A 13,488-nucleotide genomic window follows, 5' to 3' on the forward strand; every position below is an offset into this window, starting at 1 on the left:
TTTTCCTTTAAAAAAGGCTCTTAAACGCAAACAAATACCAATTTTTGGTGTTCCGAATTTGCTTAATAAGAAAAACGAAATGGAACAGGGAAGGTCTAAGGCTCAAATTGACTCAAATAATAAAATGATGGCAACTTTTTTAATTGCCATATTTGTGTTTGTTGTATTCGCTTTTTTGGTGAGTTTTATCAAAACCAAAAATCCATTTATTTTAGAAATGCAAGCTCAAGTTGCATTAATAAAAAAGTAATTATCTAGCTTTATTTTGATGCCACTTGCTATAAAAATAATTGATCAACAGTACAACAATAAGAATTAACAATCCTCCAAATTCTCTAGTTTCTTCAATCCACGGTTTAGTAGCCTTCATGCTTTGCACAATATTTTCTGCATTATGGTTTTCGTACCAATTTAAGACACCTGTTTTATCGAATAACAGATACAGTGCATATAAAGTATAAACTGCAACACCCAAGAGATACGCCTTCGGATAAAATTTATTTTGAAATGCCCTAAAACAGAGCCATGCACCATAAAGGTAAATAGGAGCCCATATATATGGATCGGGATCATTGTACTGCAAACCTGCACTCACAATAAATAAAACGCAGAAGATAATATTGAAAACTTTCATAGGTTTTTGAGAAGCGTAAAGGAAATAATTTTTTCCATAAGTCTGAAACAATTTCTAAACTCACCGTAATTTTAAAATCCTTAAAATGATTGTGTTGCTTTTATGTTACGCATACTAAAAATTTAATTAGAAAATGTAAATTAGCATTTCTAATCACTATTAAATACACATATGAGCAATTTTAAGTTTCGTTTACTAATCTGCGTTATAATCTTTATTTCAAGCCTCCAGTTGGTGCAGGCGAAAGTTATTCTGCCATCAGTATTTAGCGATAATATGGTTCTGCAGCAAAAAACCAATGCGGCAATTTGGGGCTGGGCAGATGCAGGCAAAAAAATTAACATTACAACTTCTTGGAATTCCAAACAATATTCTACCACAGCAGATGAAAAAGGAAACTGGAAAATTAAGGTTGCAACACCAGTATTTGGCGGACCTTATTCTCTATCCATTTCTGATGGTGAAGAATTAAAGCTTAACAACGTTTTAATTGGCGATGTTTGGATTTGCTCTGGCCAATCGAACATGGAAATGCCATTAGCAGGATGGGGAAGAATTCAGAATTATGAAAAGGAAATTGCTGATGCAAATTATCCGAACATTCGCTTATTACAGGCAGATCACATTACAAGTAATACGCCATTAGATAATGCAAAAGTACAAAACGGTGGATGGCAAGCTTGTAGCCCTCAGTATATTGCTGAGTTTTCATCAACTGCATATTTCTTTGCAAGAGAAGTTTATAACAAAACAAAAATTCCGATTGGCTTAATTCATACTTCTTGGGGAGGTACAATTGCCGAAGCTTGGACGAGTGGCGAATCGCTTAAAAAAATGCCTGATTTTGCTCCTGCTGTAGAGAAAATAGGAGCATCTACCAAAACAACTTCTGGAGTTCCTTACGAACAAAAACTTCAAAATTGGATGAAGATGGTGGCAGATAAAGATCTGGGTGCTCAAAGTGGAAAAAGTTGGGTATTAACTGATGCTTCAGAGTGGCAAACAATGAAAGTACCAACGCTTTGGGAAGATGCTGGATTGAAAGATTTTGATGGTATTGTTTGGTTTACCAAAAAAGTAAGCCTACCTGAAAGCTGGGTGGGAAAAGATGTTAAACTTAATTTAGGCTTAATTGATGATAATGATATTACTTATTTAAATGGAACGAAAGTAGGAGAAACTCAGGGCTATAACCAAGCACGTAAATATTCAATTCCAAATAATTTACTTAAAGCAGGCGAAAATACAATTACTGTTAAGGTATTTGATAATGCAGGTGGTGGTGGCTTATATGGCGATGCAAAGGATATGAATTTAGTAAGTTCATCAAATGAAAGTATCTCATTAGCAGGTGATTGGAAATACAAGGTTGGCTTAAATTTTAAAGATGTAGAACCTGCTCCAGCGTCTGATAATAATCCAAATCGTCCAACTGTTTTGTACAATGCAATGATTCATCCATTTTTGCAATTCTCTATTAAAGGTGCAATTTGGTATCAGGGAGAAAGTAATGCAGATCGGGCTTATCAATATCGTGAACTTTTTCCAACCATGATTAAAGATTGGCGTCAGAAATTTGGCCAAGGCAATTTTCCATTTTATTTTGTTCAGCTTGCTAATTTTATGAAAAAGGAAGACCAGCCAGTTGAATCTGCTTGGGCAGAATTGAGAGAGGCTCAGTTGCAAACGATTTCTTTACCCAATACAGGCATGGCTACAATAATTGATATTGGTGATGCCAAAGATATTCATCCTAAAAACAAACAAGAAGTTGGCAGAAGATTAGGTTTAATTGCCGATGCAAATGTTTATGGACAAAAAGTTATCTTTTCCGGGCCATTATATAAAGCCCAAAAAGTAGAAGGGAATCAAATTAAATTGAGTTTTGAATATGCTGATGGACTAAAATCTGTTGATGGAAATGAACTAAAAGGTTTCGCAATAGCTGGAGCAGATAAAAAGTTTTATTGGGCAAAAGCAACTGTTAAAGGCAATCAAATTTTGGTTAGCAGCGATCAGGTTACTAATCCGGTTTCTGTTAGATATGCCTGGGAAAATAATCCAGAAGCTAATTTAACCAATGCATCCAACTTACCAGCTTCTCCGTTTAGAACAGATGTTTGGGAAGGGGTTACTTTCAATAAAAAATAGTTTTAAAATAGTTTTAAAAAGTCTTGATTGTTTAATCAAGACTTTTTTTATGCCTAATAGTTGTAAGAAATAAAACTTAAAGGCATCAATTTTGTTACGCTATAGTCTTTAAACAAAATAAGATTATGAAATTGTACAAATCAATCCCAATAGTGCTCTTTTCTATCATCCTGATAGCCGGTTGTGTAAGCAACAAAAAGTATGCTGAATTGCAAACAACTTATTCGAAACTTCGTGAAAGAAATCAAGAATTAAGCAATAAATATCAAGATAGCCAAAGAGAATTAACAGGAGCTAACAGCCGAGTTAAAAGTTTGGAAGAACAGATTACATCCGAAAAAGCAAATGTTGTTGCTTTACAAGATGCACTTAATAAATGCTTAAGCTCTAGTAATCAAGGAAATGTAAACATCTCTAAATTGGTTGATGAGATTAATTCATCAAACAAATACATTAAACAATTAATTAACGCTAAAAGCAAAAGTGATTCGCTTAATATGGTGTTAACGAATAACTTAACACGATCATTAAGTAAGGAAGAATTGGGAGATGTGGATGTTCAAGTGCTTAAGGGTGTAGTTTATATTTCTCTATCAGATAATATGCTTTATAAATCTGGTAGTTACGAAATCTCTGATAACGCCAATGAAACTTTAAGTAAGATTGCTAAAATTATTAAAGATTACGATGGTTACGATGTGTTGATTGAAGGTAATACAGATAACCTTCCAATTGCTCAAACCAATATAAGAAACAATTGGGATTTAAGTGCATTGAGAGCATCGTCTGTTGTTCAAACGCTTCAAACCAAATACGCTGTAGATCCTAAACGCTTAACTGCAGGTGGTAGGGGAGAATTTAATCCGATTGCGGATAATAGCACTCCTGCAGGCAAGGCAAAAAACAGACGTACTCAAATTATAATTACACCAAAATTAGATCAGTTTATGGAATTAATCGGTAAAGCACCCGAGCAAGCTCCAAAACAATAAGATTTTTGTAAGTTTAAAAAGGCAAAATCTGAACGATTTTGCCTTTTTTTGGTTTAATTGTAAATATATTTTTAATATATTTAATGAATAATAGTTACCAATTTAAATAAATTGTAACCATTTTGGTGCTTTATCGTCTAATTTGAAATCAATTTACTATTTTCAAAGCGTAATGGGTAAACAAATTTAATTATGATACAGCTTGAGAATATCAATGGGCTGTACAAACGGGAGCGGGGGGTTGATGCCTACTTTCCTATGCGTGTGCTGATTATTAAAGAGGCGAGCGGTTTTTTGTGTATGAATTCTGGCGAATATGAGTTACGACCGGGCAGGGTATTTTTTATACCAGAAGAAGGTGTAATTAGGCTGGAAGCAAATATACAATCTGCTTATTGGCTTAGTTTTACCAGCTACCTTTTCATAGAATTTTTACAGCAACACCCAGATCCTCAAGCAAAAAATCTTTTTTTAACCCTTTCCTACAAAGATCTTGATCAAAACAAGCTGATTAAAATGGTTAACTTGATTGAACAGCTTAATAAAGACATCAAATTAAAAAAAGATATCAGTCTGCTCTCTCAATACATCTATCTTTTTTTAGGCTATGCTTCCGGATTAGATGTGATGCTTAAAGTGCTTACTCCAGATGAAATGCAACAATTGCTTCGTTTTAGAGCAATTTTGGAGCAATATTTTAGATCAGAAAGAACAACAGGCTTTTATACAGAAGGCATGGGCATGTCTACAAAGAAACTAAACAACTTCTTAGAAAGCATTCTTGGCAAAAATTTACTCACCATAATTAAAGAAAGATTAGTTAGAGAAGCAGAAGAATTGCTAATTAATAGTGATTATTCTATTGCCGAAATTTCCGAATCATTAGGATGTGGAAGAGTTTCTGCCTTTAATGCAACTTATAAAAAATATAAAGGAATTTCTGTTGCCGAATTTTTGCAGGGGGCAAAAAATTGAAAATTGATGCGACTATATAAAAAATGTTGTATCCTTTCGATAAATCACTTCTTTATTAGCAGGTATTCCAGGCCCAACGCAATTGTTGCTAATGCTTCAATCACATGAGGATTTGCTTACTGTCTCTCTTAAATTCAGTCGCATCAATTTTACAGGCACTAAATTAATACTTCTAATTCGAAATTAAAAACATCTATTCTTTCATGTTGTAAACATTTCTGTAATTTAATTAGTTAATGCCTATTAGGGATGTTTTTGAGTATATTTAATGTGGATAAGTAATAAATTTTGTTTATTAAATTAACCTTAAGAACTTAATTGCATAGAAAAACATTTTATAAAGCCTAAAAGTTAAAATATGAGATACATCGCCTTGTTAATTCTAGTTGTTAAATTCTTTATTCCTGTTGAAAAAACTTTAGCTCAAGAAAAAATGCCTAAACCCAAAGCTATTCTAAACCATATTGCTCTTTATGTGGTAGATTTAAATAAAGCCACAACTTTTTATGAGGAGGTTTTTGAATTAGAAAAAATTCCTGAACCCTTTCACGATGGAAAACATACTTGGTTCAGTTTAGGTTCTGCTGGTCAATTACACATTATTCAAGGAGCAAACGGGCAATGTATTTTCGATAAAAATGAACATTTATGTTTTAGCGTAGGCTCTGTTAATGTTTTTGTAAAAGCATTAAAATCAAAAAATATAAGCTTCGAAAATTGGGCTGGTAATGTTGGTGGGATAACTTTGAGGGCGGATGGTGTAAAACAGATTTATTTCAAAGATCCCGATGGACATTGGTTAGAAGTTAATGATGCTAAATAATCTTTGTAACAACGTTAAGGCGAAACTTTAAAATTTATTTTCTATCCATATATTTAAGCTTTATCCCTAAATATATGATGCGATTTACATTTTCTAAGTTTATTATTACCGTAACTGCTTTAATAACCTATTCAATATCTAGTTATGCCCAAGTAGAAAAGGCAGAAGCTGAGATACAGGATATTATGGCTAAATATAGTGCTGTTGGTGTCTCTGTTGCGGTTGTAAAGCAAAATAAAATTATCTATACCCATTCTTTCGGTTTAAAAAATGTAGAAAATAATGTTCCATTAACCGATCAGGATCTATTTAGAATTGCCTCTATTTCTAAATCTTTCTCCGCAACATCGATTATGCAATTGGTTGAGGCAGGTAAAATAGCGCTTGATGATGACTTTAGTAATTTGGTGGGTTTCAAGGTTAGAAATCCTAAATTTCCAGAAACGATAATTACATTAAAAATGATGCTTTCTCATCGTTCAAGCTTAAATGATAGTCAAGGTTATTTAAAATTGGATGTAATCAACCCAGATAAAAATCCGGATTGGGCAAAATGTTATAATAGCTATGAGCCTGGAAAGGGCTATGAATACTGCAATTTAAATTTTAATTTAATTGGTACCGTAATCGAAAAAATATCAGGCGAACGGTTTGATAATTATGTTAAGAATCATCTCTTAAAACCACTGGGATTGTATGCTGGTTACTGCGTTGATTCTTTGGATTCGGCAAAGTTTGTAACGCTTTATGAGTACAATAACGATACAAAAACCTTCACGCCAGCACCAACTGCTTATGCACCTAGAAGAGAGGAAATTAAAAATTACGTTATGGGTTATTCCACACCAATATTTTCTCCAACTGGCGGAATGAAGATTTCGGCTCCAGATTTAGCAAAATACATGACGATGCACATGAATTATGGAACGTACAATGGGGTAAAAATCATGTCTAAAAAACATTCAAAGCTTATGCAAACCAAAATTTCAGAAGAAGAAGGATACGCAATGGCCATGAGAAGTGTAGATGATTTAATTCCGGGATTAACTTTAAAAGGACATACCGGATCTGCATATGGCCTTTACAGTGCAATGTTTTTTAACCCCAAAGAAAAATATGGAATTGTGGTTATAACAAATGGATGCAACCCAGTTTACACTAAAGGATATTGCGATTTAATCCAAGCTTCTATTAATAGTTTATATACAAACTTTATAAAATAAATTTATAGTAGTTTAGAGAGTCCATTTTTTGGATGAAAAATACTCAATACCCTAATCTCTGGTTTTATTGAGGTGTTCCCTTCACTTTTATTAATAAAAAATTGATGATTTGTAGCAGGTAAATCTATTAAGTGGCTACAATCTGAAATTGCGTTTGGATAAACTTTAATCTCGGCTTTTTTTTCTTGAACTTTAGTATTCATCTTAAAAATTTAAGGTTTTAAATCTGTTGACTGGCGGTTTGATTAGTTTTCGTCATGTTTAAATATTCCTTAATCTTAATAAGTTCTAAATTTCTAATTGCTCTAATAGCAGATTTTAGTGTTTCGGAGCTTACTCCAAGTCTGGCAGCCCAGTAATTACGGTCCTGTTCGTCTGCAATGTCGATAAGTTCACGTTTATCAATCATTGAAACATCTTGATTTTCCATCGGTTTATATATTGGTTATAAGAATAACACAATAGTTAGCGCTTGGTTTGGTGAGAAAAACCAAAATAGTGTAAACTTTTATCTCGATTTAATGCTTCTATAAATAGCAAAATGTTTTGCGCTTATTAGATCCTTATGGAAAATATAAATCCAAGTGAAAAAGAAAATCAAGAAAGTTTGCAAAATGCTTATGAAGGTAATGTGGACGGAACAAATTTCGGCGGATCACAAAATGAAGATCAATCTGAAGATGATAAAAGTTTAAAGGATACGCTGGAAGGTGGTGATTATTCAAAAGAAGGTGGAAAATTAGAAGGTCAAGATTTTGATACACACGAGAGCACCGGTGATCCTGCTCTTGAAAACGATGTTTCAGCGAACGATATTTAAAAACATTTTTTGTTTGGAAAGTGTTTTATTCACATCTAATCAATATGTTATGGATGATAAAACAAAAAAAGCTGGTGCCGATCGAACCAGAATCAACATCAACGAAAGTTATGAGGTAGACTATTGGGCCACTAAATTTGGTATTAGCAAAGATAAGCTAAAGGCAACAGTCCAAATCATTGGATCAAATGCTGATGAAGTTGAACAGTATCTAAAAAAGTAAATCTTATAGGTTATGAGTCTGGAAAAATATGTGTCTAAAAGAGACTTTTCTAAAACTGCTGAACCCAAAGCGGGAAAGAGTAAGGATGATGAAAAATTAATGTTTGTGATTCAAAAACATGATGCATCTCGTTTACACTATGATTTCAGACTCGAAATGCGTGGCGTTTTAAAAAGCTGGGCCGTTCCGAAAGGCCCATCACTAGATCCAAAAAATAAGCGTTTAGCAATGATGGTTGAAGATCATCCTTATGATTACAAAAATTTTGAAGGCATTATTCCTAAAGGAGAATATGGTGGCGGAACTGTAATTGTTTGGGATGAGGGTACTTACGAGCCAATTGCAGAAATTAAAGGGAAAAAGGCTCAAGAAAAACACCTCATTCATCAACTTAAAGAAGGCTCGTTAAAAATAAAACTGCATGGCGAAAAATTACATGGCGAGTTTGCTTTGGTTAAAACGCATGGTATGGGCGAAAATGGCTGGTTGCTTATTAAACATAAAGATGATTTCGCTTCTACGAAAGACATTACCAAAGAAGATAAATCAGTACTATCCGGAAATAGCATAGAGAAAATGGAAAAAACATCAGAAAAGGTTTGGAAAGAAGGACATGAAGAAAAGTTAAAGCCCGAAAAAAAAAAGCCTGTAGAAAAAGTTAAAAATGTAGCTAAAGCTGTTGGAGAAGATGCCGAGTCTGATCCAAAACTACTTTTAAAAAATGCACCAAAATCTGCAATGCCTAATGGAATAAAACCTATGCTGGCTACTTTGGTTAACGAACCTTTTGATGATTCTAATTGGCAATATGAAGTTAAATGGGATGGATATAGAGCTTTAGCATTTATAAAAAAAGGAAAAGTTAATTTATTCTCCAGAAATAATAAATCTTTCAACGAAAAATTTTATCCAATTTATGATCTCCTTCAAAAATGGAAATTAAACGCTGTTTTGGATGGCGAAATTTTAGTGCTCAATAAAAAAGGGGTTTCTAATTTCGGTGCATTGCAAAATTGGAGAAGCGAGGCAGATGGAGAACTGGTTTTTTATGTTTTTGATTTACTCTGGTACGAAGGCAAAAGCTTAATGGAAATGCCATTATCAGAACGGCAAGCAATTTTGAACGATATTCTCCCAACTAATGATGACAGAATACGGCTAGGGAAAGTATTTAAAGCCAGTGGAATTGACTTTTTCGCGGCGGCAGAAAAAATGGGGTTGGAAGGTATTATCGCTAAAAAATCGGATAGCACGTATAGTCCTGATCGTAGATCAAAGGAATGGCTAAAAATAAAAGTACATAAAAGGCAGGAAGTAGTAATTGCTGGTTTTACCAAAAATGAAGATACTTCAAAATCATTTAGTTCATTGTTACTTGGCGTTTATGAAAAAGACAAACTCCAATATGTTGGTAAGGTTGGAACAGGTTTTTCGGATAAACTTCAAAAAGAAATGTTGAAGCAGTTTACACCTTTAATTGTAGATAAAAGCCCATTTGATGAAATTCCTGATGTAAATAAACCCTCCCGCTTCCGTCCGAATCCGCCAAAGGCAAAAGCTACATGGCTAAAGCCAGAACTAGTTTGTGAAGTTGCGTTTACCGAAGTTACGGATGATGGCGTTTTTCGTCACCCTTCATTTCAGGGAATGAGAGTGGATAAAAAAGCTAAAGATGTTGTTAGAGAAGAAGAACAATCAACAGATGAAATCATGGAAACTGCCGAAATTAAAGATGATAAACATAATGGTGCGATTAAACCTCCAAAAAGTGAAGCAACGAAAACGTTATTAAATCCGAAAGATGAAACGCAGGTTCGGAAAATCAAAGGTCATGATCTGAAATTTACCCACTTGAGCAAAATTTACTGGCCTGAGGATAAAGTAACGAAGCGGGATATGTTTAATTATTATTATCAAGTTGCCGAATATATTTTGCCCTATTTGAAAGATCGCCCGCAATCTTTAAACCGTTTTCCAAACGGCATCCACGGACCAAGCTTCTATCAAAAGGATGTAAAAGGAAAAGCGCCTGATTGGGTGAAAACTTTTCCTTATGAAACCAGTGAAGGCGAAAAAAAGCAATATTTGGTCGGTACGGATGAGGCTACATTAATGTGGATGGCAAGTTTGGGTTGTATTGAAATGAATCCATGGTTTAGTCGAATTCAAAATCCCGACAATCCGGATTATTGTGTAATTGATTTGGACCCAGATAAAAATACTTTTGATCAAGTTGTGGAAGCAGCGCTTGAGGTTAAAAAGGTTTTAGATGCGATTGATGTGCCGTGTTTCTGCAAAACTTCAGGTTCTACAGGAATGCATATTTATATTCCACTAAATGCAAAATATACTTATGATCAAAGTCAGATGTTTGCGAAGATTATTGTAAATCTGGTTCATGATCAAATTCCGGAATATACTTCATTGGAAAGAATGATCTCTGCAAGAAAAGGAAAAATGTATTTAGATTTCTTGCAAAATAGACCAGGAGCAACAATAGCAGGCCCTTATTCTTTAAGACCAAAAATTGGTGCTACCGTTTCTATGCCATTGCATTGGGATGAAGTAAAACCGGGTTTGCAAATGAAAGATTTCAATATTTTTAATGCAATAGATCGTTTGAAAGTTGAAGGCGATTTATTTAAAGGCGTTTTAGGAAAAGGAATTGATTTGAAAAAGGCAATTAGCAAAGCAAAAAGCGTTTTCGGATAAGAAAGTTCACAAGTTGTGATCAATCATTATATTTGGAAAAAAATTAGAAATGATAGCCCACCACGTTTTATTTTGGCTTAAAGCCGATACCACTGAAGATCAGAAAGTTGCTTTTCGTAAGAGTTTAGAAACCCTTGAAAACATTGAAGTTGTGAAAAACTTCCACATTGGAACGCCTGCGCCAATTGAACGTGCAGTTGTTGATACAACTTATACATTTAGCTTAATTTTATTTTTTGAGGATTTGGCGGCTCATGATGTTTATCAGGTGCACACATTACACAAAGCTTTTTTAGATGAGTTTAAAGTGTTTTTTGAAAAGGTTATTATTTATGATGCCAATTAAATAAAGAGCTAAAACCAAAAAAACCGAATCATAATTGATTCGGTTTTTTGGTTTATTTGAAATCTAATCTTTAGAATTTATAAGATAGAGTTGTCATAAACTGGCGTGGAGGAATTGGGTTAACGCTATAGTTTTCATGTACAAAATAATTTAATTCGTTTGTAATGTTTGCAACTTTAGCCAATAAAGATATTTTCTTCCAATTATAGCCTGCAGAAAAATCGAATGTTGTAAAACTGGTTAATGGAATTAAACGACTGTAAGTTTGAATCTTACTGTCATTGTAACCGCCATTACGAGCGCCAGTGTAATATGCTGATGCACCAAGTTTTAGGCCTTTTACACTCCCATCTTGAAAAGTGTAAAATAATGTTCCATTGGCTGTGTTTTTGGTCGAGCCAACCAAACGTTGTCCTTCAATAACTCCACCTAAGGTTATGGTTCTTGTAGCGGCTGGATTAGCTGTTGTTGGAGCTGGAACAGTATAAACTGTTTTATCACGAGTTTCGGTATAACGAATAAAGTTATAGCTGTAACCTGCAATAAAGTTTAAACCTTTAACAATCGTTCCAGTAATATCAAGTTCAAGGCCATCACTCAATGTTTTTCCGTTAAGCTCTTTAATATTGGCATCGCCATTTGGGGCACCTTGAGCATTTAGTAAGGCTTGTTGTGCAAATTTATCATTCGCAATTCTGTAGTACGTTAAATTTACCGATAATCTGCCATTAAACAAATCGTTTTTAACCCCAGCTTCATACTGATCAACTGTGGATGGATCAAGAGGAGCTAAATTAATATCAGTACCAGTGTTTTGAATAAAGTTACTTGCATAACTAGCGTAAATAGATGTAGTTTTTAAAGGCTGATAAATCAATCCGAATTTCGGAGTAAAAGCACTTTCTGTTTTCGATTTATCTAAACTGTTTACACTTAATGTCTGTACGCCTGTTGCCAAGTTTGTTGTAACAGTTCTAGGCGTTTTTTGGAATGTATAACGTACGCCAGCAAGTACTTTAAATTGTTCGGTAATTGATACTAAATCCTGAACAAACGCACCCATACGGTATAATGGAGCAAATGTTTCTGATACGACGTTGACTCCCGGTTCAGTACCGGTTCCGAAATAAGTTGTAGGGTCTAACAGGTTTACATTGCCATAGTTAAATGTGGTTAAGTTATTGTTAAAAGTAAATCCTCCGCTGGTAGTTCTAGATTGATCTGCATCTGCACCAACCAATAAAGTATGAGCTAAGCTTCCTGTTTTAAAAGCACCATTTAAATTAATTTGCTCGTTGTAGGTAAATTCTCTCGTTTTAGAACGCGTAACATTACGTGCTGCAATACCGTAAGGAAGCGGGTTTGCTGCCTGCGTATCGGCAAAAGGACGTTCAGCACTAAAATAATTACGGTTATAAGATTGAAGATTACCTAAAATATTCAATTTCCAATTGTCGTTAAACTTGTGGTTAATATTTAATTGCGAAGTAACTGTATTGGTTTGATTGTAAGCCCAAGGCGCATTAACAAAAGCACCACGACCAATATCCATTATTTTATTATCGACAGTACCAATACCAAAATCTGGTGTCATATTACTTTTTAAATAATCGCCTTGAAGTAGGATGTCAGTTTTCTCATCAATTTTATATAACAATGATGGATTTACATACACTCGATTCGAATTAACGCTGTTTCTAAAACTTGCAGCGTCTTCATAGGTGCCAATTAAGCGGAATGCAAGGTTTTTTGTAATCGGGCCGTAAATATCGCCAGTAGGTTTGTACATATCGTAACTACCACCACGCATAGAAACTTCACCACCGTATTCGAATTTAGGTTTTTTAGTAACTAAGTTTACTACAGCTCCACCAGTTACACCGCCATAAAGTAATGCGGCACTTCCTTTCAAAACCTCAACAGATTCTAAAGTACTGGTTTCGGGCATGCCGCCACTTGTAGCACGTGATCCGTTTTTGAAAACGTTGTTTGCACCCAAGCTATAACCACGAGCAAAGAAAGTTTCGCCACTTACTGAGCCACGATTCTCACCATAAGCAACTCCATTAACGTTTTTAAGCACATCACTTAAACGGTTAGCTTGCTGATCAGTAATTACTTGATTGCCAATAATTTGAACTGATTGTGGAAGATCCATCGGCGCAATTGCAATTTTACCCAAATTAACAGGTTTTTTATTCGGTGTTTTATAGCCATTTATAGCAACCTCATCCAACTGAGACGAAGACTCTGCAATGGAGAAATCTGTATTGATATTTTGATCGGCTAAAACGGTGATGGATTTTTCTTGAGCAGATACGCCAATAGCAGAAACCTTGATGGTGTAATTTCCTGGTGCAATATTTTTTATGGAGAAATTTCCCTTGCCATCGGTTTGAGTCGTTTTATTTGTGTTTTTCAATCCAACGCTAACATACGAAGCTGGATTACCATCGCTCGTTTTTATCAGACCCGAAATTGAGCCGTTTTTAGTCTGACCCTGAACATTCCCTGCAAGGAACAGAACAAACGCCAATAAATTAACGAAAAGAGTAAATTTTTTATACATTTTTATTTAGATTAATTCTT

14 protein-coding genes are annotated in these 13,488 nt (G+C 34.4%); 10 read left to right on the forward strand and 4 right to left on the reverse strand.

Going from position 1 to position 13,488, the window contains the following annotated elements:
• Positions 1 to 58 precede the first annotated feature (58 nt).
• The gene (locus H7U22_RS08680; protein ID WP_187070952.1) at positions 59 to 250 is read left to right on the forward strand and encodes a hypothetical protein; all 192 of its coding nucleotides are present in this window, start codon (positions 59 to 61) and stop codon (positions 248 to 250) included.
• Here H7U22_RS08680 and H7U22_RS08685 read toward each other — a convergent pair whose 3' ends face one another.
• Positions 251 to 634, reverse strand: coding sequence for a transmembrane 220 family protein (locus H7U22_RS08685; RefSeq protein ID WP_187070953.1), 384 nt, complete (start codon positions 632 to 634; stop codon positions 251 to 253).
• Between the two features lie 171 nt (positions 635 to 805).
• Here H7U22_RS08685 and H7U22_RS08690 point away from each other — a divergent pair, with 171 nt between their 5' ends.
• From H7U22_RS08690 to H7U22_RS08710, 5 genes are all read left to right on the forward strand, one after another.
• Entirely contained in the window at positions 806 to 2,785 is a 1,980-nt protein-coding gene (locus tag H7U22_RS08690) for a sialate O-acetylesterase (protein ID WP_187070954.1), read from the forward strand.
• Between the two features lie 125 nt (positions 2,786 to 2,910).
• Entirely contained in the window at positions 2,911 to 3,777 is an 867-nt protein-coding gene (locus H7U22_RS08695; protein ID WP_187070955.1) for an OmpA family protein, read from the forward strand.
• A gap of 192 nt (positions 3,778 to 3,969) precedes the next feature.
• Positions 3,970 to 4,752, forward strand: a complete 783-nt coding sequence (locus H7U22_RS08700; protein ID WP_187070956.1) for a helix-turn-helix domain-containing protein — start codon at positions 3,970 to 3,972, stop codon at positions 4,750 to 4,752.
• A gap of 358 nt (positions 4,753 to 5,110) precedes the next feature.
• Positions 5,111 to 5,575, forward strand: coding sequence for a VOC family protein (locus tag H7U22_RS08705; RefSeq protein WP_248284706.1), 465 nt, complete (start codon positions 5,111 to 5,113; stop codon positions 5,573 to 5,575).
• Between the two features lie 74 nt (positions 5,576 to 5,649).
• A complete protein-coding gene (locus tag H7U22_RS08710) occupies positions 5,650 to 6,798 on the forward strand; it encodes a serine hydrolase domain-containing protein (protein ID WP_248284707.1) in 1,149 nt (382 codons plus the stop codon).
• A 2-nt stretch (positions 6,799 to 6,800) separates the two neighbouring features.
• Here the strand turns inward: H7U22_RS08710 and H7U22_RS08715 are convergent, their stop codons facing one another.
• Positions 6,801 to 7,001, reverse strand: coding sequence for a hypothetical protein (locus H7U22_RS08715; RefSeq protein ID WP_187070957.1), 201 nt, complete (start codon positions 6,999 to 7,001; stop codon positions 6,801 to 6,803).
• 17 nt (positions 7,002 to 7,018) lie between these two features.
• Positions 7,019 to 7,228 carry a DUF3606 domain-containing protein gene (locus tag H7U22_RS08720; protein WP_187070958.1) on the reverse strand — a complete coding sequence of 70 codons (210 nt, stop codon included), beginning with the start codon at positions 7,226 to 7,228 and terminating at the stop codon, positions 7,019 to 7,021.
• Between the two features lie 135 nt (positions 7,229 to 7,363).
• On the opposite strand from H7U22_RS08720, the gene H7U22_RS08725 reads away from it, so the two are divergent.
• From H7U22_RS08725 to H7U22_RS08740, 4 genes are read left to right on the forward strand one after another with little or no spacing between them, the layout of a single operon-like run.
• Positions 7,364 to 7,618, forward strand: a complete 255-nt coding sequence (locus tag H7U22_RS08725; protein WP_187070959.1) for a hypothetical protein — start codon at positions 7,364 to 7,366, stop codon at positions 7,616 to 7,618.
• Between the two features lie 49 nt (positions 7,619 to 7,667).
• Positions 7,668 to 7,841 (forward strand): DUF3606 domain-containing protein, encoded by a 174-nt coding sequence (locus H7U22_RS08730; protein WP_187070960.1) that lies wholly within the window; start codon positions 7,668 to 7,670, stop codon positions 7,839 to 7,841.
• A gap of 12 nt (positions 7,842 to 7,853) precedes the next feature.
• Positions 7,854 to 10,553: a DNA ligase D gene (gene ligD, locus H7U22_RS08735; protein WP_187070961.1), complete on the forward strand. Its 2,700-nt coding sequence runs from the start codon at positions 7,854 to 7,856 to the stop codon at positions 10,551 to 10,553.
• 49 nt (positions 10,554 to 10,602) lie between these two features.
• A complete protein-coding gene (locus H7U22_RS08740) occupies positions 10,603 to 10,899 on the forward strand; it encodes a Dabb family protein (protein ID WP_187070962.1) in 297 nt (98 codons plus the stop codon).
• A 70-nt stretch (positions 10,900 to 10,969) separates the two neighbouring features.
• Here H7U22_RS08740 and H7U22_RS08745 read toward each other — a convergent pair whose 3' ends face one another.
• The gene (locus H7U22_RS08745; protein ID WP_187070963.1) at positions 10,970 to 13,468 is read right to left on the reverse strand and encodes a TonB-dependent receptor; all 2,499 of its coding nucleotides are present in this window, start codon (positions 13,466 to 13,468) and stop codon (positions 10,970 to 10,972) included.
• Positions 13,469 to 13,488: the final 20 nt, after the last annotated feature.

It is taken from the genome of Pedobacter fastidiosus (assembly GCF_014306625.1).
GTDB lineage: Bacteria > Bacteroidota > Bacteroidia > Sphingobacteriales > Sphingobacteriaceae > Pedobacter > Pedobacter fastidiosus.

Bases quoted from the DNA above. Each gene is read 5' to 3' on its own strand.
- H7U22_RS08685 (WP_187070953.1), bottom strand. From the start codon at position 634: ATGAAAGTTTTCAATATTATCTTCTGCGTTTTATTTATTGTGAGTGCA.
- H7U22_RS08690 (WP_187070954.1), top strand. From the start codon at position 806: ATGAGCAATTTTAAGTTTCGTTTACTAATCTGCGTTATAATCTTTATT.
- H7U22_RS08695 (WP_187070955.1), top strand. From the start codon at position 2,911: ATGAAATTGTACAAATCAATCCCAATAGTGCTCTTTTCTATCATCCTG.
- H7U22_RS08700 (WP_187070956.1), top strand. From the start codon at position 3,970: ATGATACAGCTTGAGAATATCAATGGGCTGTACAAACGGGAGCGGGGG.
- H7U22_RS08705 (WP_248284706.1), top strand. From the start codon at position 5,111: ATGAGATACATCGCCTTGTTAATTCTAGTTGTTAAATTCTTTATTCCT.
- H7U22_RS08710 (WP_248284707.1), top strand. From the start codon at position 5,650: ATGATGCGATTTACATTTTCTAAGTTTATTATTACCGTAACTGCTTTA.
- H7U22_RS08715 (WP_187070957.1), bottom strand. From the start codon at position 7,001: ATGAATACTAAAGTTCAAGAAAAAAAAGCCGAGATTAAAGTTTATCCA.
- H7U22_RS08720 (WP_187070958.1), bottom strand. From the start codon at position 7,228: ATGGAAAATCAAGATGTTTCAATGATTGATAAACGTGAACTTATCGAC.
- H7U22_RS08725 (WP_187070959.1), top strand. From the start codon at position 7,364: ATGGAAAATATAAATCCAAGTGAAAAAGAAAATCAAGAAAGTTTGCAA.
- H7U22_RS08730 (WP_187070960.1), top strand. From the start codon at position 7,668: ATGGATGATAAAACAAAAAAAGCTGGTGCCGATCGAACCAGAATCAAC.
- ligD (WP_187070961.1), top strand. From the start codon at position 7,854: ATGAGTCTGGAAAAATATGTGTCTAAAAGAGACTTTTCTAAAACTGCT.
- H7U22_RS08740 (WP_187070962.1), top strand. From the start codon at position 10,603: ATGATAGCCCACCACGTTTTATTTTGGCTTAAAGCCGATACCACTGAA.
- H7U22_RS08745 (WP_187070963.1), bottom strand. From the start codon at position 13,468: ATGTATAAAAAATTTACTCTTTTCGTTAATTTATTGGCGTTTGTTCTG.